Raw genomic sequence first — 20,659 nt, 5'->3', positions numbered from 1 at the left:
CCTCCATGATAATCGTTCTCTCGCCTGCCAAATCGCTCGACTACGAGACGCCCGCCCACATCAGGAAGCACACGCTGCCCGAATTCGTCGATGATGCCGCCGAACTGATTCAGGGCTTGCGGCAGCTTTCGCCGCAGCAGATCGGCGGAATGATGGGTATCTCCGACCAGCTCGCCACGCTCAACTTCCAGCGTTACGCCGAATGGTCGAAGACTTTCGACGCGCAGAACTCGAAGCAGGCGGTGCTCGCGTTCAACGGCGACGTGTACGAAGGCTTCGCGGCGAAGACGCTCACCTCCGCCGATCTCGATTTCGCGCAGAACCACGTGCGCGTGCTGTCGGGGCTGTATGGACTCTTGCGGCCGCTGGATCTGCTGCAGCCGTACCGGCTGGAGATGGGCACGAAGTTTCCGAACTCGCGCGGCAAGGACCTGTACGCGTTCTGGGGCGAGCGCATCACGGCGGCGCTCAATGAGCAGTTCAGACGGCGGCGCGGCGCGCGGGTGCTGGTCAACTGCGCATCGGAAGAATACTTCAGGTCGGTGAAGCCGAAGCTGCTCGACGCGCCGGTGGTTTCGCCGGTGTTCGAGGACTGGAAGGGTGGCCGCTACAAGATCATCAGCTTTCATGCGAAGCGCGCGCGCGGACTGATGGCGCGCTATGCGGTGCAGAATCGGATCGACGAGCCGGAGGCGCTGAAGGGGTTCGACAGCGAAGGCTACCGGTTCGACGAAGAGGCATCGAACGATACGACTTACGTTTTTCGCCGCCGCATCGCGGAGTGATCTGCACGCATCGCGAGTGGACAAAGGACATCGACATGAGCATTTCCATCACCAGCAACTTCGACGCGGGCGCGATCGAGGTCATCGACGCCCGCAATCCCGCGGACATTCGTCTGCGCGTTCGGCCGGATACCCGCGCGGACTTCGCGCAGTGGTTCTACTTTCGCGTGTCGGGCGGGCGCGGCCAGCGCCTCGTGCTGACCTTCGAGAACGCGTCGAAGTGCGCGTTCCCCGATGGATGGCGCGATTACCAGGCGGTCGCGAGCTACGATCGCGTGAACTGGTTCCGCGTGCCGACGCAGTACGACGGCACGGAACTGGTGATCGACCATACGCCGGACTTCGATCGCATCTATTACGCGTATTTCGAGCCGTATAGCGAGGAGCGCCATGCCGAATTTCTCGGCGCGCTTCAGCAGATGCCCCACGCGACGCTGACGGAACTCGGCCGCACCGTCGAGAATCGGCCGATGTCGCTGCTCACGCTGGGTCTCGATGCGGAGCCGGGCGGACAGCCGAAGAAGAACATCTGGATCATCGCGCGCCAGCATCCCGGTGAAACGATGGCGGAATGGTTCGTCGAAGGGCTCGTCAAGCGCCTCGCCGGATGGGGCGACTGGTCCGGCGACCCCGTCGCGCGCGCGCTGTTCGATCGCGCGGTGTTTCACATGGTGCCCAATATGAATCCGGATGGCAGCGTGCTCGGCAATCTGCGCACCAATGCGGCGGGCGCAAACCTGAATCGCGAATGGATGGAGCCGAGCGCCGAGCGCAGCCCCGAAGTGCTGCTCGTGCGCGACGCGATCCGCGCGAACGGCTGCGACATGTTCTTCGATATCCACGGCGACGAAGGCATTCCGTATGTGTTCGTCGCGGGCTCCGAGATGCTGCCGGGCTTCACCGCGCAGCAGGCGAAGGAGCAGAAGGCGTTCGTCGAATTCTTCAAGCAGGCGAGCCCGGACTTCCAGGATGTCCACGGCTATGAGTCGGGCAAGTATCAGTCGGATGCGCTGAAGCTCGCGTCGAAGTACATCGGCAACGAGTACAAGTGCGTGTCGCTGACGCTGGAAATGCCGTTCAAGGACAACGCGAATCTGCCGGATGAGCGCGTCGGCTGGAACGGCGAGCGAAGCGCCGCGCTGGGCGCCTCCATGTTGCAGGCGATTCTTTGGCACTTGCAGGCGTTCGCTGACGGCATAGCGCGAGCTGATTGAACATCGCCGGCGTGCGATAAGAACGAAGGGCGTGGTCATCTTTCGATGGCCACGCCCTTTGTCTGGTTATGTCTTCTTGAGGCCTGGTTGAAGCTCAGTGCTTCTTCGATGTCTTCTTCGTGCTGCCCGACGCCTTCGTGGACTTGGCGGGCGCCTTGCTCGTCGTTGTCGCCTTGCCTGCCGGTGCCGCCTTGGTCTTCGCGCCGTGTCCGGCGGTTGCGCCGTGCTTCGCGCTACGCGCCGTGCTTCGCGCAACAGGCGCTTCCGCCCGCGGACGCAGGGGCGGGACGGGGTCATTCCAGCCGAACGCGAGCATTTGACTGCCGACATAGCCGCAGCGGAACTTGAGCGGCATGGGATCGCGCTCGCCGCTCTTCGACATGCCTTGTCCCTCGACGGTCACGACGTTGTCGACCTTGATGCGCTGCTTCTTCTCATCGAACGAATCGTTCCACGGTTCGATGGTGGAATGCGATGAATCGAAGGAAGATGCGGGGAATTCGACGTGATCGAACGCCGCCGATGTGCTGGCGATGAAGTTGCCGTGCGCTGCGCAATCGGCAACAAGCGGATTGGCGCTGTAATCGGTGACGAAGTGGTGAATCAGTTCATTGCGCTCGTCGAGCGTATCGGCAAAGGCGGATGCTGAGCATGCAAGCCATGCGCATACCGCGAACCGGCCGACGAGCCGCATGAGCCGGCGCGGTGCGTAATTACTTTCCATCAATTTGGCGCTAAGAAGACACGGGCAAGTAAGATGCCTCGTGTGGGGAAGGAGTTCAATCTTATCGTACTTTGTGCGCGCTCCGGACCGCCTGAAGTCCGAGATGATGCCGCCGGGCCCGTGAAAAGGCCGGCGCGTTCACACCCGAGGGCCGCGGTCCAGCCGATAGCGGCGGACGTCGTAGGTGGTGATCCACGCGGGCTTGTAGACCGTGATCAGGATGGTGAGCAGCCCCGTGAAGAGCGCCTCGCCGGTGCCGAGCAGCAGCGAGCCGCGCGTAAAGGCCGCAGGGACGTTGATGCGGCCGCCCGCAAGCGCCATCTCCAGAAGCACCGTTGCGCCGCATGCAGCCGCCACCGCCGCTGCCGAAGCGATGAAGCCGTGCCCGGCGATAAACGTGAAGAGGTTGCGCGGCAGCCACGCGTTGGAAAGACGTTGCAGCAGCGTCGATACCCCGACCGGGAGGGCGCCGAAAAGCAGGTACGTGGTTGCGACCGAGAGCCACGACGCATCGAGCACCACTGCCGCGAGCCCTGTGCTGGCGGCAGTGCCGATGAGCGCGAGCCGCCAGTCAAAGAGCGTGACCATGAGCGTTGCGCCCAGCAAGTGAATGACGGGTCCGTCGTCGAACCATGCATTGCACGCCCACAACACGGTCACCGACACGATCACGCCCAGCCACACGTGCTGAAGCGTAGCGTCATGCAGGCGGCTGAACGGCCGCTGCACGACTACGAGTGCGAGCAGCCCCGCGGCGACAAGCCAACTGCCGACGGTCAGCCACAGCGGTAGCGGTGTATAGAAGAACCCCATGCCTTGCATCTTACTCGTTGCGTGTGAAACGTGTGCGCAATCCACGAACCCGCTTTCCGCCATTGTTGCTAAAACGAAGCCTCAGGTTCCGCGGCCATGGGCAGGGGCGCGGCGGCGCCGTCCGTCAGGGGCGGATACTTGATGTGCCGATGACGAAGCGGAATGACGTTGGACTCGCCGGGCGTCGGGCGGACCGATTGCTGAGTTTCGCTGCGCAGGATCTCCAGGTGCGAGTTCTGCACGCCGTTGTAGATGGCCACCGCGGCTGCGCGATTCGTCGCGCCTAGTTGCTGAAAGATGCTCGCGAGATGAATCTTGACGGTGCCTTCACTGATGCCGAGCGTCTTCGCGATCATCTTGTTCGTGCTGCCCATATGGACGCAGCGCATGATCTGCTGTTGACGCGGCGACAGGGTCGAATGAATCCTCCTGCTGCGCGGTAGTGCAGCGTTGCTTTGAAAGCGGCGGAGCGGAAGGTCGCGCAGCGATTCGAGGTCGATGATATCGGGCGGAACATAGTGCCCGCCGATGAGCACCATCTCGAGCGCGCGGAGAATCAGGATAGGTTCGAGGGTGCGCGGGATCACGCCCATCGCGCCGGCGCCCATCAGCATATACACCTGCGCAGCCCCGCAGCGATCCACCATCGTGGCGGCGGGCACGCCGGGCGCGTTATCGAGCAATGTCTCCAGATCGCTCATGCGCAAGGTTTCGGCCCAGTCGATGACGATCATGCTGGCCTCGATGCGCTTCAGCGCCGACGCAGCTTGCCGCCAGTCTTTCACTTCGGTGAACTGTGCTTGACGCGCGACACGGCGCAGCAATGTTTTCAGGCCCGCACGGCGCTCCGCGTCCGAACCCATGATGATAATTTTCATGCTTGACCTCGTTTCAATACGTCCGCCGCCATTCGCGACGGGTCTCGACACCGGCGATTTGTCGGTGTCGGCGTCATATTGACAAACTTCTGGCCGTTGCGCGCCCTATCCGAACGGCATAGGCAAAATGGACAAAGCCCCGCGCGAGGCGGGGCTTGGCTGGGCGGCAAACTAGCTGAGTTTGGTCAGTGAAAATGAGGCTGCGCGGGCTCCGCGTCTTCAGGCATTTCCGCGTGTACGATCTCGCCGAGAGGGTCGGCATAAAGCGGGACGCCGCAGTCGTCGCAGAATTCCGGTTCGAAGCGGCCAGCGTGGCGGCGGACGTCCGAGACGCCTGCTTTCCTCAGCAGTTCGACGATTTCTTCGATCGGCCCGTCCGCCCCTTCCATGTCGGCTTCGTCTTCCATGGTGGCGTCTGCGTTCTCACGGCCATAAAGCGGCCAGACGACGCCGTAGATCACATCGTTGCTGCCACGGCGCGTGAAGCCGATGCGATATTCGTCGATACGGCGCTCGCCGAATCCGGCGATGACCGCACGCAGTTCCTGGGGTGCGGTGCCGAGCGTATCGAAAAGATAACGGACGGCAGTGCGAACAGTGTGGGGTCGTACTTGCTCATCAGCATCACGACACGCTGAATAGTAGGCATCCGGCAGCAAACATTCGAACTCGCAACCAGGCAGGATCGTCGCAAAGCTGGCTCCGCCCTGCGTCGCCCATTGTTCGAGACACTGACCGCGTTCGATCCGCGCGCCGTTCTCCTCTTGCTGCCAGCGGAAGAACGCGGCGTCCGCAGGCACGACAGCCACCGCGAGCAAGAAGCGCGGGTCGGCGAGAATCGGTGATGTCTCGGGCAAGTCGGACAGGTTGAGGCGGGCGGTGGCGCCGCCAAGCGCGGTCTGCATCAACTGTTGCGCGAGACGCGCCGTGTCGACGTGATGGCGCGGCAACTGGTCGATGCTATACAGGTACGGCGCGACGGCGACGCGCGCGTCGGATGCGAGAACATGTGCCTGCAATTGCGTGCGCAGGGCGTCGATCGTATCGCTCTTGAGCGTACCCGAGGGGATCGCATAACGCGTCCACGCGAGCACCGGCGCCGCGATCAACAGCGCTTCATGCGGAACGCCGTCGATGTCGATGCGGAACGACTCGCTGTGCGTTTCGGCCATATCGGCGAGTGCGCCGTAGGCATCGGGATGATTCTGCTGAAGGTGATCGAGCGCGGCATCGAGCGTCGTCTGGTTGCCGTTGCGCACGAGTTTGGCGATGATCGTGTCGAGGCGGCCTTCCCAGAAGCGATCCTCGACGCGGCTGCCCGAGGCGAACAGCGCGAGAGATAGACTGACGAGTTTGTCCGCGTCGGGGGGAATACGTTTTGCGGTTCGCGTGCGCATATCGATACAAGTTATTGGGGCAGTGAACCTTTTATTGTAGTCGCTCGGGCCACGGTTTTACCGGAGCGATCGTCGCGGAAGGCAGACAAGCGACGATGCGGCGCGCCTTGCGACGTAGCCGCGACGGCCAGGCACCGCAGTGACTTTGCAGATTTTCGTGTTGCAGGCCTTGCATATTGCCCCGGCGCTAACTAGAATTCCGTTCCTTCGCGATTCACTGAACGCGAAGGAAGCGGGATGAGGCGGTTTGGAAGGGCGCGGGAGAGTGGCGGTAGAAGGTCTCCAGCGCAGTCAGCAAGTAAAGCGATTCAAAAACTTGTTGACAGACTTCGAAGCGATGTTCATAATCTCGTTTCTCTGCTGCTGACGCAGCGACGCAAGACGAAGCAGGGTGGTCTGGCGAATGTTCTTTAAAAACTAACAGCCGATAAGTGTGGGCGCTTGATGGCGAGTGCGGTTCTGGTGCTTAGGTGCTGGAGCGACAAGCAAAAGTAATCAAGAGTCTCACACGAAGTATTAAGAGGAAGGTTTGTCTGTCTTCGGACGGATTAATCATCGTCAGTACGTTGAGTGAGCGACCGGTTTCTAACGGAACCGAAAAACAGTAACAGGTTTGAACTGAAGAGTTTGATCCTGGCTCAGATTGAACGCTGGCGGCATGCCTTACACATGCAAGTCGGACGGCAGCGCGGGCTTCGGCCTGGCGGCGAGTGGCGAACGGGTGAGTAATACATCGGAACGTGTCCTGTAGTGGGGGATAGCCCGGCGAAAGCCGGATTAATACCGCATACGATCTACGGAGGAAAGCGGGGGATCTTCGGACCTCGCGCTGCAGGGGCGGCCGATGGCAGATTAGCTAGTTGGTGGGGTAAAGGCCTACCAAGGCGACGATCTGTAGCTGGTCTGAGAGGACGACCAGCCACACTGGGACTGAGACACGGCCCAGACTCCTACGGGAGGCAGCAGTGGGGAATTTTGGACAATGGGGGCAACCCTGATCCAGCAATGCCGCGTGTGTGAAGAAGGCCTTCGGGTTGTAAAGCACTTTTGTCCGGAAAGAAAACTTCGTCCCTAATATGGATGGAGGATGACGGTACCGGAAGAATAAGCACCGGCTAACTACGTGCCAGCAGCCGCGGTAATACGTAGGGTGCGAGCGTTAATCGGAATTACTGGGCGTAAAGCGTGCGCAGGCGGTCTGTTAAGACCGATGTGAAATCCCCGGGCTTAACCTGGGAACTGCATTGGTGACTGGCAGGCTTTGAGTGTGGCAGAGGGAGGTAGAATTCCACGTGTAGCAGTGAAATGCGTAGAGATGTGGAGGAATACCGATGGCGAAGGCAGCCTCCTGGGCCAACACTGACGCTCATGCACGAAAGCGTGGGGAGCAAACAGGATTAGATACCCTGGTAGTCCACGCCCTAAACGATGTCAACTAGTTGTTGGGGATTCATTTCCTTAGTAACGTAGCTAACGCGTGAAGTTGACCGCCTGGGGAGTACGGTCGCAAGATTAAAACTCAAAGGAATTGACGGGGACCCGCACAAGCGGTGGATGATGTGGATTAATTCGATGCAACGCGAAAAACCTTACCTACCCTTGACATGGTCGGAACCCTGCTGAAAGGTGGGGGTGCTCGAAAGAGAACCGGCGCACAGGTGCTGCATGGCTGTCGTCAGCTCGTGTCGTGAGATGTTGGGTTAAGTCCCGCAACGAGCGCAACCCTTGTCCTTAGTTGCTACGCAAGAGCACTCTAAGGAGACTGCCGGTGACAAACCGGAGGAAGGTGGGGATGACGTCAAGTCCTCATGGCCCTTATGGGTAGGGCTTCACACGTCATACAATGGTCGGAACAGAGGGTTGCCAAGCCGCGAGGTGGAGCCAATCCCAGAAAACCGATCGTAGTCCGGATCGCAGTCTGCAACTCGACTGCGTGAAGCTGGAATCGCTAGTAATCGCGGATCAGCATGCCGCGGTGAATACGTTCCCGGGTCTTGTACACACCGCCCGTCACACCATGGGAGTGGGTTTCACCAGAAGTAGGTAGCCTAACCGCAAGGAGGGCGCTTACCACGGTGGGATTCATGACTGGGGTGAAGTCGTAACAAGGTAGCCGTATCGGAAGGTGCGGCTGGATCACCTCCTTTCTCGAGCTTCGCGCTTAAAGTTAAGCGCTCACGCTTATCGGCTGTCAGAAAGACAGGCTAAGGGTCTGTAGCTCAGTCGGTTAGAGCACCGTCTTGATAAGGCGGGGGTCGTTGGTTCGAATCCAACCAGACCCACCATCCGAATCAGGCGTGGCTGGGCAACACCTTAGTCAGGCCTCATCGGGGGATTAGCTCAGCTGGGAGAGCACCTGCTTTGCAAGCAGGGGGTCGTCGGTTCGATCCCGTCATCCTCCACCAATCCTCAATGCCTAGCGCTTCGGGTAAGCGTTAAGCATTGGCGATTGCTAGCCAGTTGATGTCGCAAGTATTGAAACACGCTTGTCGGCTAAACGTTCTTTAACAATCTGGAAGAAGTAGTAAAGAGAATCTGGGAAAGCGCTTAGAGATGGGCGCGAGTAGCAGGTTCAGGGTAGTGATTGTATCGAGTATGAAAAGTGATCTTAATGATGACTTGGAATACGGCACAACGCGAAAACTCAGCCTATGGCGGATGTGGCTCGATGAGAGACGCACTCGTTATAGGGTCAAGCGAACAAGTGCATGTGGTGGATGCCTTGGCGATCACAGGCGATGAAGGACGCGGTAGCCTGCGAAAAGCTTCGGGGAGCTGGCAAACGAGCATTGATCCGAAGATGTCCGAATGGGGAAACCCGGCCCGTATGGGTCACCCATGACTGAATACATAGGTCATGTGGAGCGAACGCGGTGAACTGAAACATCTAAGTAACCGCAGGAAAAGAAATCAACCGAGATTCCCAAAGTAGTGGCGAGCGAAATGGGAAGAGCCTGTACTCTTTATCTGCATTGTTAGCTGAACGCTCTGGAAAGTGCGGCCATAGCAGGTGATAGCCCTGTAAGCGAAAGCAGCGTGGAAGAACTAGGGGTACGACAAGTAGGGCGGGACACGTGAAATCCTGTCTGAAGATGGGGGGACCATCCTCCAAGGCTAAATACTCGTGATCGACCGATAGTGAACCAGTACCGTGAGGGAAAGGCGAAAAGAACCCCGGGAGGGGAGTGAAATAGATCCTGAAACCGCATGCATACAAACAGTCGGAGCCTCGCAAGGGGTGACGGCGTACCTTTTGTATAATGGGTCAGCGACTTACGTTCAGTAGCGAGCTTAACTGATTAAGGCAGGCGTAGCGAAAGCGAGTCCGAATAGGGCGATCAGTTGCTGGGCGTAGACCCGAAACCAAGTGATCTATCCATGGCCAGGTTGAAGGTGCGGTAACACGTACTGGAGGACCGAACCCACTAACGTTGAAAAGTTAGGGGATGAGCTGTGGATAGGGGTGAAAGGCTAAACAAACTTGGAAATAGCTGGTTCTCTCCGAAAACTATTTAGGTAGTGCCTCGTGTATCACCTTCGGGGGTAGAGCACTGTCATGGTTGTGGGGTCCATTGCGGATTACTACGCCATAGCAAACTCCGAATACCGAAGAGTGCAATCACGGGAGACAGACATCGGGTGCTAACGTCCGGTGTCAAGAGGGAAACAACCCAGACCGCCAGCTAAGGTCCCCAAGATTGGCTAAGTGGGAAACGAAGTGGGAAGGCTAAAACAGTCAGGAGGTTGGCTTAGAAGCAGCCACCCTTTAAAGAAAGCGTAATAGCTCACTGATCGAGTCGTCCTGCGCGGAAGATGTAACGGGGCTCAAGCCAGTCACCGAAGCTGCGGATGCGTACGCAAGTACGTGTGGTAGGAGAGCGTTCCGTAAGCCTGCGAAGGTGTGTCGAAAGGCATGCTGGAGGTATCGGAAGTGCGAATGCTGACATGAGTAGCGATAAAGGGGGTGAAAAGCCCCCTCGCCGTAAGCCCAAGGTTTCCTACGCAACGTTCATCGGCGTAGGGTGAGTCGGCCCCTAAGGCGAGGCAGAAATGCGTAGCTGATGGGAAGCAGGTCAATATTCCTGCACCATTGTTAGATGCGATGGGGGGACGGATCGCGGAAGGTTGTCCGGGTGTTGGACGTCCCGGTCGCTGCATTGGAGAAGGTGCTCAGGCAAATCCGGGCACAGGATTCAAGGGTGTGGCGCGAGCTTCTTCGGAAGCGAAGCAATTGGAAGTGGTTCCAAGAAAAGCCTCTAAGCTTCAGTCTAACGATGACCGTACCGCAAACCGACACAGGTGGGCGAGATGAGTATTCTAAGGCGCTTGAGAGAACTCGGGAGAAGGAACTCGGCAAATTGGTACCGTAACTTCGGGATAAGGTACGCCTCTGTAGCTTGACTGGCCTGCGCCAGAAGGGTGAAGAGGTTGCAATAAACTGGTGGCTGCGACTGTTTAATAAAAACACAGCACTCTGCAAACACGAAAGTGGACGTATAGGGTGTGACGCCTGCCCGGTGCCGGAAGATTAAATGATGGGGTGCAAGCTCTTGATTGAAGTCCCGGTAAACGGCGGCCGTAACTATAACGGTCCTAAGGTAGCGAAATTCCTTGTCGGGTAAGTTCCGACCTGCACGAATGGCGTAACGATGGCCACACTGTCTCCTCCCGAGACTCAGCGAAGTTGAAGTGTTTGTGATGATGCAATCTCCCCGCGGCTAGACGGAAAGACCCCATGAACCTTTACTGTAGCTTTGCATTGGACTTTGAACCGATCTGTGTAGGATAGGTGGGAGGCTATGAAACCGGAACGCCAGTTTCGGTGGAGCCGTCCTTGAAATACCACCCTGGTTTGTTTGAGGTTCTAACCTTGGTCCGTGATCCGGATCGGGGACAGTGCATGGTAGGCAGTTTGACTGGGGCGGTCTCCTCCCAAAGCGTAACGGAGGAGTACGAAGGTACGCTAGGTACGGTCGGAAATCGTGCTGATAGTGCAATGGCATAAGCGTGCTTAACTGCGAGACCGACAAGTCGAGCAGGTGCGAAAGCAGGTCATAGTGATCCGGTGGTTCTGTATGGAAGGGCCATCGCTCAACGGATAAAAGGTACTCTGGGGATAACAGGCTGATACCGCCCAAGAGTTCATATCGACGGCGGTGTTTGGCACCTCGATGTCGGCTCATCTCATCCTGGGGCTGTAGCCGGTCCCAAGGGTATGGCTGTTCGCCATTTAAAGAGGTACGTGAGCTGGGTTTAAAACGTCGTGAGACAGTTTGGTCCCTATCTGCCGTGGGCGTTGGATATTTGAAGGGGGCTGCTCCTAGTACGAGAGGACCGGAGTGGACGAACCTCTGGTGTACCGGTTGTCACGCCAGTGGCATCGCCGGGTAGCTATGTTCGGAAGAGATAACCGCTGAAAGCATCTAAGCGGGAAACTCGCCTTAAGATGAGATATCCCCGGGGCTTCGAGCCCCTTGAAGGGTCGTTCCAGACCAGGACGTTGATAGGTCAGGTGTGTAAGTGCAGTAATGCATTGAGCTAACTGATACTAATTGCCCGTAAGGCTTGATCCTATAACCAGTGTGTTTCGCAGTGAGTTAGCGCTTTAGCGCTTACTCAATGCAACCCCCGAAGGGGGCACGCCGGTTGAGTGACGCGACTGTGCCCAACAGTCACTACCGAATCTACTTCTTCCCAGATTGGTTGTGCCGTCCCCAACGCGCACAACAACAAGTCATGCCTGATGACCATAGCGAGTCGGTCCCACCCCTTCCCATCCCGAACAGGACCGTGAAACGACTCCACGCCGATGATAGTGCGGATCCCCGTGTGAAAGTAGGTAATCGTCAGGCTCCTCATGCGTTAAACAAAAACCCCACCCCATAAAGGTGGGGTTTTTGCGTTTGGGCGCAAGAATCTGCGCAGTAACCCGCCTTTCCTCGCACTCGCAAGCTCCCTCCTACGATCCTAGCGGTTACCATTCCACTCGAAATACTGTATAAATATACAGTACAGCTAGAGGTCGCACGTATCAGGCATGAGCGGCCCGTCCAATTTATCGAGCGGGAACATATGGGTGCCGCACTTTCATTGCTCGATTTCCAGCTGACTGCTCGCTTGCAACAACAGCTGTGGCAAGGCGAGCAGTTCAGCTCGTCGCATCCGAATGTTATCTCGAGCGGTTATCGGTTACTTGATCGCGTTTTGCCCGGCGCAGGCTGGCTTCCCGGCACCGTGACGGAATTGCTGATCGAAGAGAGCGGCGTTGGGGAAGTCCGCCTGCTTGCACGCTGCCTTCGAGAACTGACGACCATCCAGAGTCGTTCCGTCGTACTCATCGCGCCACCGTGGATGCCTAATTTCGCCGCCTTCCGGGCGATGCACATCGCGACGAACAAGCTGGTTTGGGTCAGAGCAACTGACGAGCAGGTGCTGTGGGCCGCGGAACAGTCGCTGAAGCAGGAGGGCATCGGCGCAGTGCTGATCTGGCTGCCGAAAGCGCGTCCTGAAGCGTTGCGCCGACTTCAGGTGGCGGTCCAGGAGTCGCAATCGTTGGCGTTTTTGTTCCGCCCGCTCAATGCCGCAAAGCAATCTTCCGCCGCGCCGTTGCGCATGGTGTGCAAGCCGATCCTCCCGCCCACCGCACAGACGATGAACCGTCGCGAATGGATGCAGGCCGTCATGCTGGAAATCGACATCATCAAGCGGCGCGGTCCGCTGCTGGAGAAGCCTTTGCAGTTGCGCTTGCCGTTGCAGTTGCCGGCGTTGCCCGAGCATTTGCGTCGCGCGAGTCAGCAAAGGAAAGCACGAGAGGTCAAACATGTTGTGGATAGCGGTGACATTGCCGCTTTTATCGCTCGAAGCAGTCAGGCCGCCATCGATGCCATCCGCATCGGCGAGTTCGATTTCGCCTGGAGCGAGGCCGACGGGCAATGACGACGCAGCAGACGCCATCGACCAGCCTTGCTTCGCGCTTGCCGATCACGCGCGCATCCTGCTGCCCGATCTCATCGCGTTTCGGCTCGGCGTGCGGCCCGGCAGCACGCGCTCGCACGCGTTCGCGCTGGCGCCGCGCCTGACGCTGCTGGCGGTGGATATCAGCGAGGAGCAGCGCGCGCTCGAAGCCGTCGCGTTGGCCTTGCTCGCCTTTACGCCGAAGGTCGTGCTCGCGCACGCCAATACGGTGCTGCTGGAAGTCAGCGGGAGCACGCGGCTGTTCGGCGGGCTGCGCGCGCTGCTGGCGAAGGTGACGTCCACGGTGAAGGGCTGCGGCTTTACTTCACGCCTGGGTTGCGCGCCGACTCCGTGGGGCGCGTGGCTGCTCGCGCACGCGCGTACGCGACGCGTGACGCGTCGTGTGCGAATCGTGAAAGGCACGACGCTCGTGCGCGTGCTCGACGCCTTGCCGGTATCGCTCGTTCCGTCGGCGGAATCACATGGCAATGTGTTCGAACAGATCGGCTGCTCGACGCTCGCCGATTTGCGCCACTTGCCGCGCAAGGGCGTGGCGCGCCGGTTCGGTCAAGGCATTCTGCAGTGGCTCGCGCAGGCGTACGGGCAGGCGCCGGATCCTCGCGAGGCGTTTTGCGCGCCCGCATCGTTCGAGGCGCGGCTCGAATTGCAGGCGCGCGTCGATAGTGCCGAGGCGTTGCTGTTCGCAGCGCGCCGGCTCGTGCTGCAGTTGGCCGGCTGGCTGAGCGCGCATCACGCCGCCGTCAGCGGATTCGCTCTGCTGCTCGAGCACGAACTCGCCGCGCGCAACGCGCCGAAAACCTCGACGTTGCAGATCGGCTGGGCCGTGCCGACGCGCGATGCCGACCACATCCTCTGGCTGCTGCGCGAAAAGCTGAATCAGACGACGCTCATCGCGCCGGTCATCGAGATGAAGCTGCTTGCCGACAAGGTCAGCGAGCACGCGCCGCCGTCCGACACGCTTTTTCCGATGCCCACCTCCGATAAAGAATCGATGGCGCAACTGCTCGAACGTCTGAGCGCGCGGCTGGGCGCGGAGAACGTCGTGCAACTGGTCGCGCGCGAGGATCATCGGCCGGAGGCGGCAATGACGGTCGAGCCGTATCAGATCGTGCGCGATGCCAGGCCGAAGCGCGGGGAAAAGCCGAAGGAAGCGCCTGCCGAAGCACTACCTGACGAAGAGCAGGAAACGGCGGAGCCGGACATGGAACTCGGCGAGCAGTTAGAACTTCCCGACCGGGCTGTTCCTTCGCAGCCGCGCCCGTCGTGGATTCTGGAGACACCGCAGCCATTGAAGCTGCGCAACGAGCGGCCGTTCTATCGTCGTCCGCTGAAGCTGATCAGCCGCACCGAGCGCATCGAGGCGGGATGGTGGGACGGCAACGGCGTGCAGCGCGACTATTACGTCGCCTCTGACGATCGCGGCCGCATGTTCTGGCTTTATCGCGAGCGATTGAGCGGCGCCTGGTTCCTGCACGGATTTTTCGGATGACGCCGCCATGGACGATCTGAACGACATCATCGGTCTGAGCGGCGAGGGCAGCGACTTGTCGGGCGCGGTGTCTGCATCGGCGCTTTTGCCCGGATATGCCGAACTGCACTGCCTGAGCAACTTCTCGTTCCTGCGCGGCGCGTCGCATCCGCAGGAACTGGCCGCTGCCGCGCTCGAACACGGCTATACCGCGCTCGCCGTCACCGACGAGTGTTCACTTGCGGGCGTCGTCCGCGCGCATGGCGCGATCAAGGACATTGAGGCAAAGGCGAAAGCCGCGATCGAGGCCGCACGGCTCGCAGGCCAGCCGCTACCCGACAAGCCGACGTTGAAGCTCATTATCGGCAGCGAATTGCATCTGACGGATGCGGATGGCCAGCCGTTCTGCACGCTCATCGCGCTCGCGACGAACCGCGAAGGCTACGGCAATCTGTCGGAGCTGATTTCGCTCGCGCGTTCGCGTTCGCCGAAAGGCCAATATCGGCTGGGGCCGGAAGACTTCACCGATCCGGCCGCATCGTCCGATGCCACGGACATCACTGATTTGCGCGGCGACATCGCGCATCTGAAGCATTTGCCCGGCTGCCTGCTGATTCTCGTGCCGCAGCGCGCAGCGACGCTTGCCGACACGCTCGACCGCGCGCACTGGCTCGCCGGTTTCGCGGCGGGGCGAGCGTGGCTCGCGCTGGAGTTGTGGCAGGACGGCAGCGACGACGAGCGTCTCGCCTCATGCCGCGTCATCTCCGAGGCGAGCGGTCTGCCGCTCGTCGCGGCAAGCGGCGCGCTGATGCACGCGCGATCGCGCAAGCCGTTGCAGGACACGCTGACCGCCATTCGACTGGGCCGGCCGCTCGGCGAATGCGGGTATGCGCTCGAAGCGAACGCGGAGCGGCATTTGCGCACGCGCTTGCGTATCGGCGCGCTGTATCCGAAGGCGGCGATCGCGGAAACGCTGAAAGTCGCGGCCCGCTGCACGTTCCGGCTCGACGAGCTTCAGTACGAATATCCCGAGGAACTCGTGCCGACCGGCGAGACGCCCGCCAGCTATTTGCGCAAAAAGGTGATCGAGGGCGCGAAGCAGCGCTGGCCGGACGGATTCGACGCCGACACCATCGGCCAGATCGACAAGGAACTGGAACTCGTCGCCGAACTGAAATACGAGAAGTATTTCCTGACGGTCTACGACATCGTCGCATTCGCGCGCAGCCAGGGCATCCTGTGTCAGGGACGCGGTTCGGCGGCGAACTCCATCATCTGCTTCTGTCTCTTCATCACCGAGCTCGATCCGGTCCGGATGGGTCTCCTGGTCGAGCGCTTCATCTCGCGGGCGCGCAACGAGCCGCCCGATATCGATGTCGATTTCGAGCACCAGCGGCGCGAGGAAGTCATCCAGTACATCTATCGGAAGTATGGGCGGCATCGCGCGTCGCTGGCGGCGTCGGTCACGACGTATCACACGAGAAGCGCGCTGAAGGACGTCGGCAAGGCGCTCGGACTCGATGCATCGCTGATCGAACGCATCGGCAAGTCGCAGCAGTGGTGGGATGGACCGTCGGCGGTCGCCGGCTATCTCAGAGAGGCGGGTTTTAGCGAGGACTCGCACATCACGCGGCATCTCATCCGCCTGACGCGCGAACTGCGCGGATTTCCGCGCCACCTGTCGCAGCACGTCGGCGGCTTCGTGATTGCGCGCGAGAGGCTGTCGCGGCTCGTGCCGATCGAAAACGCCGCGATGAAAGATCGCTGTGTGATCCAGTGGGACAAGGACGACATCGACCAGCTCAAGCTCCTGAAAGTAGATGTGCTCGCGCTCGGCATGCTGTCGGCGATCCGCCGCGCGCTCGAGTTCGTCGCGCTGCGGCGCGGTGTCCTGAATTTCGGCATTACGCACATTCGCCGCGAAGACAAGGCGGTGTATGAGATGTGTTGCCGCGCGGATACCATCGGCGTGTTTCAAATCGAATCGCGGGCACAGCAGAGCATGTTGCCGCGCTTGCGGCCCCAAAAGTACTACGACCTCGTGATCGAAGTAGCGATCGTGCGGCCCGGCCCGATTCAGGGCGGCATGGTGCATCCGTATTTGCGACGCAAGCAGGGTCTGGAAGACGCGGACTACCCGAAGGAAGAACTGCGGCCGGTGCTCGGCCGCACGCTCGGCGTGCCGATTTTTCAGGAGCAGGTGATGAAGCTGGCGATGGTCGCGGCGGGCTATTCGGCGGAAGAGGCCGATCAGTTGCGCCGCGCGATGGCCGCCTGGCGACGCGGCAGTTATCTGGAGGAGTATCAGGCCGACCTGATGAAGAAGATGCTCGCGCGCGGCTACGAGCACGACTTTGCGGCGCGTGTGTGCAAGCAGATCGAGGGCTTCGGCGAATACGGTTTCCCGGAGAGCCACTCGGCGAGTTTCGCGCTGCTCGTCTATTTCAGCGCGTGGATCAAGCGTTACGAGCCCGCGGCGTTTCTTGCCGGCTTGCTGAACAGCCAGCCGCTCGGGTTTTATTCGCCGTCGCAACTCGTGCAGGACGCGCGGCGTCACGGCGTCGAGGTTTTCGCGCCGGATGTTTCGCTGAGCGACTGGGAATCCGTGCTGGAAAGGGCGCCTGGGAGGGGCGAGCGCGTCGTGTTCGATCCCGGCAGGGAGCAGCGGCGTCAGCAGTTCTACGGCACGCCGCTACCGGATCAGGTGTTTCGCAAGACCATGCGGCGCGGCGCACGTAAGCTGAAGGCGCGCATCACGCTGGCTGCGCAGCGTTACGGCGCCAATGGGCCTGGCGTGCGGATCGGCCTGCAATTGATCAAGGGTCTGCCGCAAGCCGCGGCCGAGCGGATCATGATCGCGCGCGCCGAAGCGCCTTTCGTCGATGTCGACGATCTCACGCGGCGCGCGGCGCTGTCGCGTCGGGAACTCGAAGCGCTGGCGGCCGGCAATGCGCTCGCGAGCATCGCGGGGCACCGGCGTCAGGCGTGGTGGGCGGTGACCGCCCAGCAGCGCGCGCCGGAATTGCTGCGCGATGCCCCGATGACCGAAGCGCCGCTCGCGTTGCCGCGGGCATCGGAAGGCCGCGAAATCGTCGATGACTATGCGAGTCTCGGGCTCACGCTCAACCGCCATCCGCTGGCGTTGCTGCGCGCAAAGCTCTCCCGCCTGCGTTTCAGGACGGCCGCCGATCTGGCGGATATGAAAAGCGGACGCATCGTGCGCGCATGCGGCATCGTGACGGTGCGTCAGCGGCCGGGCACCGCCAACGGCACGATCTTCGTGTCGATCGAAGACGAAACGGGCGCAATCAACGTGATCGTCTGGCCGGGGCTCGTCGAAAAGCAGCGCAAGGTATTGCTCGGGTCATCGCTGCTCGGCGTGCATGGCGTCTGGCAGAACGAGGGCGACGTGCGGCATCTCGTCGCGCAACGGCTCGAAGACCATACCGCGATGCTCGGCCGCCTCGCTGCGGCGAGTCGCGATTTTCACTGAGCGTCACTGCGCCGGCAGTGCCGGATAGCCCGCCAGCAGACTTGCGATAGCCGTATCGAACGGCGTGCGCCGGCCGATACCGAGCGCTTCGAGCCGCGCCGAATCGAGATGGCAGTCGCGCGGTCGCGGGGTCGCGTCGGCGGGTGTGCGCTGCGCGATGAGTTTCGCGTCAACCTTCAGCGCCCGCGCGATGCGTTCCGCGATATCGAACTTCGTCATCGGCTCGTCGCCGGACCATTGGGTGATGCCCGAGATCGTCGCGCCCCGCGCGTGGTGCCCGATCATGCCGCGGATTACCACCGCGACGTCGGGCGTGTACGTCGGATAACGCGTCGCCCAGGCGTCCATCGTGGCGGGCGCGTTCGCCGGATCAGCCGATGCGACGATCGCCGGCGTGAGGCTCGTCACCGCCGATTCGCCCCAGTCAACGACCGGCCCGTAAAGCAGCGGCAAGCGCAGCACGCACGCGTTCGGATCGCAGCCGAGCAACGCACGTTCGCCGTCCAGCTTGCTTTGGCCGTAGGCGTTGAGCGGCGCGGGGGCGTCATCGGGCGAATACGGCGGGGACGTGCCGTCGAACACGTAATCGGTTGAAATCGACAGAACCCAGGCGCCGAGCGCGCGCGCTTCGGCAGCGATCGCGCCGAGCGCCTCGACGTTCAATGCGCGAGCGAGCGCGGGGTCGTTCTCGCACACGTCCGGCCGGCGCTCTGCCGCCGCAACGACGACCGCCTGCGGCTTCTCACGCCGAAGGAAGGCGCGCACGGCCTCGTGATCGCGAATGTCGAGCGGCACGCTTCCGTTCGCGGGCCGGCGATATGCCGTACGCACGACACGCCAGTCCTTCGCGTGTTGCGCCAGTTCCGCCGCGACCGCGCGTCCGAGCAGTCCCGACGCCCCGATCAGCGCGACCGTGAAGCGCTCGCCGCCCCTCATGCCGATGCGATGCCGACGACCGTGTAGCCGGCGTCGTCGATGGCATCCTTCAGCGCCTGTTCCGGCTGCGTGGAATCGATCGCGACCTTGCCGTTGTCGAGGTCGACGCGCACCTGCGCTTTCGGATCGATTTCCTGAATCGAGCGCGTGACCGCAGCGACGCAATGCTGGCAACTCATACCTTGAACCCTGAATTCCGTCATGTCGGTTTCCTCTTCGAATGAGCCTCAATATCGACATCGTATACCTTGCCATAATGGGAAGGTGTAGAGTCGGGCCAATAAATAACGAAGGAGCGGACCATGAACATCGGCGAGGCTGCGCGCGCATCGGGCGTGACGGCCAAGATGATTCGCTATTACGAGAGTGTCGGACTGCTCAATCCGGTCGGGCGTACGTCGGCGGGGTATCGCGTGTACGGGCCGCAGGAGGTGCATGCGCTGCGCTTCGTGCGCCAGGCGCGCAGGCTCGGCTTTCTCGTGGAAGACATTCGGAAACTGCTGGCGCTGTGGCAAGACCGCTCGCGCGCGAGCGCGGAAGTGAAAGCCATTGCGCTGGAACATGTTGCAGAACTGGATCGGCGTATCGCGGAACTGACGGACATGCGCGACACGCTGACGCACTTGGCGAAGCATTGCCACGGCGATGGCCGACCCGAATGCCCGATCTTGGACAAACTCGCGCAGTAGATGCACCGTTATGGTGCTCGGAAGTTGCCGTTTCTCGATAAATCAACGCCTTGGACATCGTTTCGGCACGCACCATTCCGAAACAGAATGCACCTTATGCATGCATTTCACTACCGGATTCCTGAGGGCACCGCTATAATCCGGGTTATCCCTAATGCGGGTTATCCCTGACCCGAACGCCAGGGACCATACAGAATCCTTGGAGAACATCATGTTTGCAATCCTGCTCGAAAAACTCAGCATCTGGTTTGAAGCCGCCGAACAACGCCGCCGCGAAGAATACCTCGCGCAATCGTCGGACGTGGTTCAACTCGAGAAGCGCATCCGCTCGCTCGAGAACAACGGCTACAACTTCTAAGGCAACGAGCCCCGCGCGAACAGCGCAAGAAGTCGAATGAAAGCCCCGCATTGCGGGGCTTTGTCGTTTCTGGCGGGGTGCGCGGTGCGCGCGAACCTTACTTTTTCTCCGGATGCGCGGCCAGCCACTGATTCATGAACGCGATTTCCTTGTCCTGCGCCACAATGATTTCCTTAGCCAGCTTGCGCAGCTTCGCGTCTTTCCCGTACTTCAGTTCGATCTTCGCCATCTCGACCGCGCCCCGATGATGCGGGATCATGTGCGCGACGAAATCGCGGTCCGCGTCGCCGGTGTACTGAATGTCCGACATGGCCGACATCATCGACTGGTCCGCGGCCTGAAAGGCAGCCGTGGAAGGGAAATCCGTGTCGCTCGCCGCAGGCTGGCTCGCGTTCATGCCAGGCATGTCGCCGTGCGCGGGCGCCGTCGTTTGTGCGATAGCGGTCGCGCTGCAGAAGGCGATGCAGACGGCGAGTAGCGCGCTTGTAGGTTTCATCGATTCTCCTTAGAGCTGTTGTCCGAGTCGAAGCGCCTAGCGTAAAGCTTGCCACCGGGGTAAGGTAAAGCGTTTCGTCTATTCAATCGAGCCAGCGATGCCAGGCGCTATCCGCAAGAAGATGAAGTTGCGCATCTGTATGCTCGTCGCCGTGTGCGTGCCATGTTGTCAGGTGACCTGGGCCAGGCCTGGCGGTGAACCGCTCGTGCTCGACACGCAGACCGGCATCCACAGCGGCGTGAGCGGAACGGTTCTGCAAAGCGCGCCGCTCGGAGCGCCCGGCATGGTGCCGATGGCGACGTTGCCAGGCTTGCAGCAACAAGAGCAGCAGCCGATCGTCGTTTCGCCGTATGTTCAGTATGGCGGCGAGAGCGCAGTGTCGCCGGGTACGAGCCAGGGCCACTATCGCAGGCAGCGTGCGCCGTATCCCTGA

15 protein-coding genes, 2 tRNA genes and 3 rRNA genes are annotated in these 20,659 nt (G+C 60.8%); 13 read left to right on the top strand and 7 right to left on the bottom strand.

All coding sequences use genetic code 11. The features are described 5' to 3' along the window. Positions 1 to 5 precede the first annotated feature (5 nt). Together yaaA and P9255_RS13635 are read left to right on the top strand one after the other, a co-directional pair. Positions 6 to 785: a peroxide stress protein YaaA gene (gene yaaA / locus P9255_RS13640; RefSeq protein WP_309764623.1), complete on the top strand. Its 780-nt coding sequence runs from the start codon at positions 6 to 8 to the stop codon at positions 783 to 785. Positions 786 to 820: 35 nt separating this feature from the next. Continuing rightward, complete coding sequence (locus P9255_RS13635; RefSeq protein ID WP_309789821.1) at positions 821 to 1,999, top strand: M14-type cytosolic carboxypeptidase; 1,179 nt, start codon at positions 821 to 823, stop codon at positions 1,997 to 1,999. A 94-nt stretch (positions 2,000 to 2,093) separates the two neighbouring features. On the opposite strand, the gene P9255_RS13630 is transcribed toward P9255_RS13635, so the two are convergent. From P9255_RS13630 to P9255_RS13615, 4 genes are all read right to left on the bottom strand, one after another. Then, a complete protein-coding gene (locus tag P9255_RS13630) occupies positions 2,094 to 2,723 on the bottom strand; it encodes a BspC domain-containing protein (protein WP_309789820.1) in 630 nt (209 codons plus the stop codon). 138 nt (positions 2,724 to 2,861) lie between these two features. After that, the gene (locus P9255_RS13625) at positions 2,862 to 3,536 is read right to left on the bottom strand and encodes an energy-coupling factor ABC transporter permease (RefSeq protein ID WP_309790748.1); all 675 of its coding nucleotides are present in this window, start codon (positions 3,534 to 3,536) and stop codon (positions 2,862 to 2,864) included. Positions 3,537 to 3,604: 68 nt separating this feature from the next. Then, positions 3,605 to 4,414, bottom strand: a complete 810-nt coding sequence (locus P9255_RS13620) for a response regulator transcription factor (protein ID WP_309764626.1) — start codon at positions 4,412 to 4,414, stop codon at positions 3,605 to 3,607. A 185-nt stretch (positions 4,415 to 4,599) separates the two neighbouring features. Then, a complete protein-coding gene (locus P9255_RS13615; protein ID WP_309764627.1) occupies positions 4,600 to 5,811 on the bottom strand; it encodes a DUF2863 family protein in 1,212 nt (403 codons plus the stop codon). 615 nt (positions 5,812 to 6,426) lie between these two features. On the opposite strand from P9255_RS13615, the gene P9255_RS13610 reads away from it, so the two are divergent. The 8 genes from P9255_RS13610 (at position 6,427) to P9255_RS13575 (ending at position 17,747) form a co-directional block, all read left to right on the top strand. Continuing rightward, positions 6,427 to 7,958 (top strand): 16S ribosomal RNA (locus P9255_RS13610). Between the two features lie 61 nt (positions 7,959 to 8,019). Further along, positions 8,020 to 8,096, top strand: a tRNA-Ile gene (locus P9255_RS13605). A 44-nt stretch (positions 8,097 to 8,140) separates the two neighbouring features. After that, positions 8,141 to 8,216, top strand: a tRNA-Ala gene (locus P9255_RS13600). Positions 8,217 to 8,501: 285 nt separating this feature from the next. After that, positions 8,502 to 11,384, top strand: a 23S ribosomal RNA gene (locus tag P9255_RS13595). Between the two features lie 166 nt (positions 11,385 to 11,550). Then, positions 11,551 to 11,663: ribosomal RNA gene (gene rrf / locus P9255_RS13590) — 5S ribosomal RNA — on the top strand. Together the 16S, 23S and 5S rRNA genes with 2 tRNA genes alongside form the textbook arrangement of a ribosomal RNA operon. 220 nt (positions 11,664 to 11,883) lie before the next feature. Next, positions 11,884 to 12,747 (top strand): translesion DNA synthesis-associated protein ImuA, encoded by an 864-nt coding sequence (gene imuA / locus P9255_RS13585; RefSeq protein ID WP_309789819.1) that lies wholly within the window; start codon positions 11,884 to 11,886, stop codon positions 12,745 to 12,747. Further along, positions 12,692 to 14,275, top strand: a complete 1,584-nt coding sequence (locus P9255_RS13580) for a DNA polymerase Y family protein (protein WP_309789818.1) — start codon at positions 12,692 to 12,694, stop codon at positions 14,273 to 14,275. The genes imuA and P9255_RS13580 overlap by 56 nt, the downstream gene beginning before the upstream one ends. A 7-nt stretch (positions 14,276 to 14,282) precedes the next feature. Next, positions 14,283 to 17,747 (top strand): error-prone DNA polymerase, encoded by a 3,465-nt coding sequence (locus P9255_RS13575; protein ID WP_309789817.1) that lies wholly within the window; start codon positions 14,283 to 14,285, stop codon positions 17,745 to 17,747. Between the two features lie 3 nt (positions 17,748 to 17,750). On the opposite strand, the gene P9255_RS13570 is transcribed toward P9255_RS13575, so the two are convergent. Together P9255_RS13570 and P9255_RS13565 are read right to left on the bottom strand one after the other, a co-directional pair. Beyond that, positions 17,751 to 18,683, bottom strand: coding sequence for an SDR family oxidoreductase (locus P9255_RS13570; protein WP_309789816.1), 933 nt, complete (start codon positions 18,681 to 18,683; stop codon positions 17,751 to 17,753). After that, a complete protein-coding gene (locus P9255_RS13565; RefSeq protein WP_309789815.1) occupies positions 18,680 to 18,886 on the bottom strand; it encodes a heavy-metal-associated domain-containing protein in 207 nt (68 codons plus the stop codon). Before P9255_RS13565 ends, P9255_RS13570 begins: the two co-directional genes overlap by 4 nt. A gap of 99 nt (positions 18,887 to 18,985) precedes the next feature. Between P9255_RS13565 and cueR the strand changes: the two genes are divergently transcribed. Further along, positions 18,986 to 19,372 carry a Cu(I)-responsive transcriptional regulator gene (gene cueR, locus P9255_RS13560; protein WP_309789814.1) on the top strand — a complete coding sequence of 129 codons (387 nt, stop codon included), beginning with the start codon at positions 18,986 to 18,988 and terminating at the stop codon, positions 19,370 to 19,372. Positions 19,373 to 19,583: 211 nt separating this feature from the next. Next, positions 19,584 to 19,730 carry a DUF3563 family protein gene (locus P9255_RS13555; RefSeq protein ID WP_152562693.1) on the top strand — a complete coding sequence of 49 codons (147 nt, stop codon included), beginning with the start codon at positions 19,584 to 19,586 and terminating at the stop codon, positions 19,728 to 19,730. A 97-nt stretch (positions 19,731 to 19,827) separates the two neighbouring features. On the opposite strand, the gene P9255_RS13550 is transcribed toward P9255_RS13555, so the two are convergent. Then, on the bottom strand, positions 19,828 to 20,226 hold the full coding sequence (locus tag P9255_RS13550) for a DUF305 domain-containing protein (protein ID WP_309764634.1): 399 nt from the start codon (positions 20,224 to 20,226) through the stop codon (positions 19,828 to 19,830). Between the two features lie 97 nt (positions 20,227 to 20,323). On the opposite strand from P9255_RS13550, the gene P9255_RS13545 reads away from it, so the two are divergent. Continuing rightward, positions 20,324 to 20,659, top strand: a complete 336-nt coding sequence (locus P9255_RS13545; protein ID WP_309789813.1) for a hypothetical protein — start codon at positions 20,324 to 20,326, stop codon at positions 20,657 to 20,659.

The organism is Caballeronia sp. LZ019 (assembly GCF_031450825.1).
In the GTDB taxonomy this organism is placed as follows: domain Bacteria; phylum Pseudomonadota; class Gammaproteobacteria; order Burkholderiales; family Burkholderiaceae; genus Caballeronia.
This window is presented reverse-complemented; position numbering and strand designations above follow the sequence as displayed.

What these genes read in the sequence shown, in the direction of transcription:
- P9255_RS13580 (WP_309789818.1), top strand. Translation starts at nt 12,692, where the DNA reads ATGCCATCCGCATCGGCGAGTTCGATTTCGCCTGGAGCGAGGCCGACG.
- P9255_RS13625 (WP_309790748.1), bottom strand. Translation starts at nt 3,536, where the DNA reads ATGGGGTTCTTCTATACACCGCTACCGCTGTGGCTGACCGTCGGCAGT.
- imuA (WP_309789819.1), top strand. Translation starts at nt 11,884, where the DNA reads ATGGGTGCCGCACTTTCATTGCTCGATTTCCAGCTGACTGCTCGCTTG.
- P9255_RS13545 (WP_309789813.1), top strand. Translation starts at nt 20,324, where the DNA reads ATGCCAGGCGCTATCCGCAAGAAGATGAAGTTGCGCATCTGTATGCTC.
- P9255_RS13620 (WP_309764626.1), bottom strand. Translation starts at nt 4,414, where the DNA reads ATGAAAATTATCATCATGGGTTCGGACGCGGAGCGCCGTGCGGGCCTG.
- P9255_RS13615 (WP_309764627.1), bottom strand. Translation starts at nt 5,811, where the DNA reads ATGCGCACGCGAACCGCAAAACGTATTCCCCCCGACGCGGACAAACTC.
- P9255_RS13550 (WP_309764634.1), bottom strand. Translation starts at nt 20,226, where the DNA reads ATGAAACCTACAAGCGCGCTACTCGCCGTCTGCATCGCCTTCTGCAGC.
- P9255_RS13555 (WP_152562693.1), top strand. Translation starts at nt 19,584, where the DNA reads ATGTTTGCAATCCTGCTCGAAAAACTCAGCATCTGGTTTGAAGCCGCC.
- P9255_RS13630 (WP_309789820.1), bottom strand. Translation starts at nt 2,723, where the DNA reads ATGGAAAGTAATTACGCACCGCGCCGGCTCATGCGGCTCGTCGGCCGG.
- P9255_RS13570 (WP_309789816.1), bottom strand. Translation starts at nt 18,683, where the DNA reads ATGAGGGGCGGCGAGCGCTTCACGGTCGCGCTGATCGGGGCGTCGGGA.
- cueR (WP_309789814.1), top strand. Translation starts at nt 18,986, where the DNA reads ATGAACATCGGCGAGGCTGCGCGCGCATCGGGCGTGACGGCCAAGATG.
- P9255_RS13575 (WP_309789817.1), top strand. Translation starts at nt 14,283, where the DNA reads ATGGACGATCTGAACGACATCATCGGTCTGAGCGGCGAGGGCAGCGAC.
- yaaA (WP_309764623.1), top strand. Translation starts at nt 6, where the DNA reads ATGATAATCGTTCTCTCGCCTGCCAAATCGCTCGACTACGAGACGCCC.
- P9255_RS13635 (WP_309789821.1), top strand. Translation starts at nt 821, where the DNA reads ATGAGCATTTCCATCACCAGCAACTTCGACGCGGGCGCGATCGAGGTC.
- P9255_RS13565 (WP_309789815.1), bottom strand. Translation starts at nt 18,886, where the DNA reads ATGACGGAATTCAGGGTTCAAGGTATGAGTTGCCAGCATTGCGTCGCT.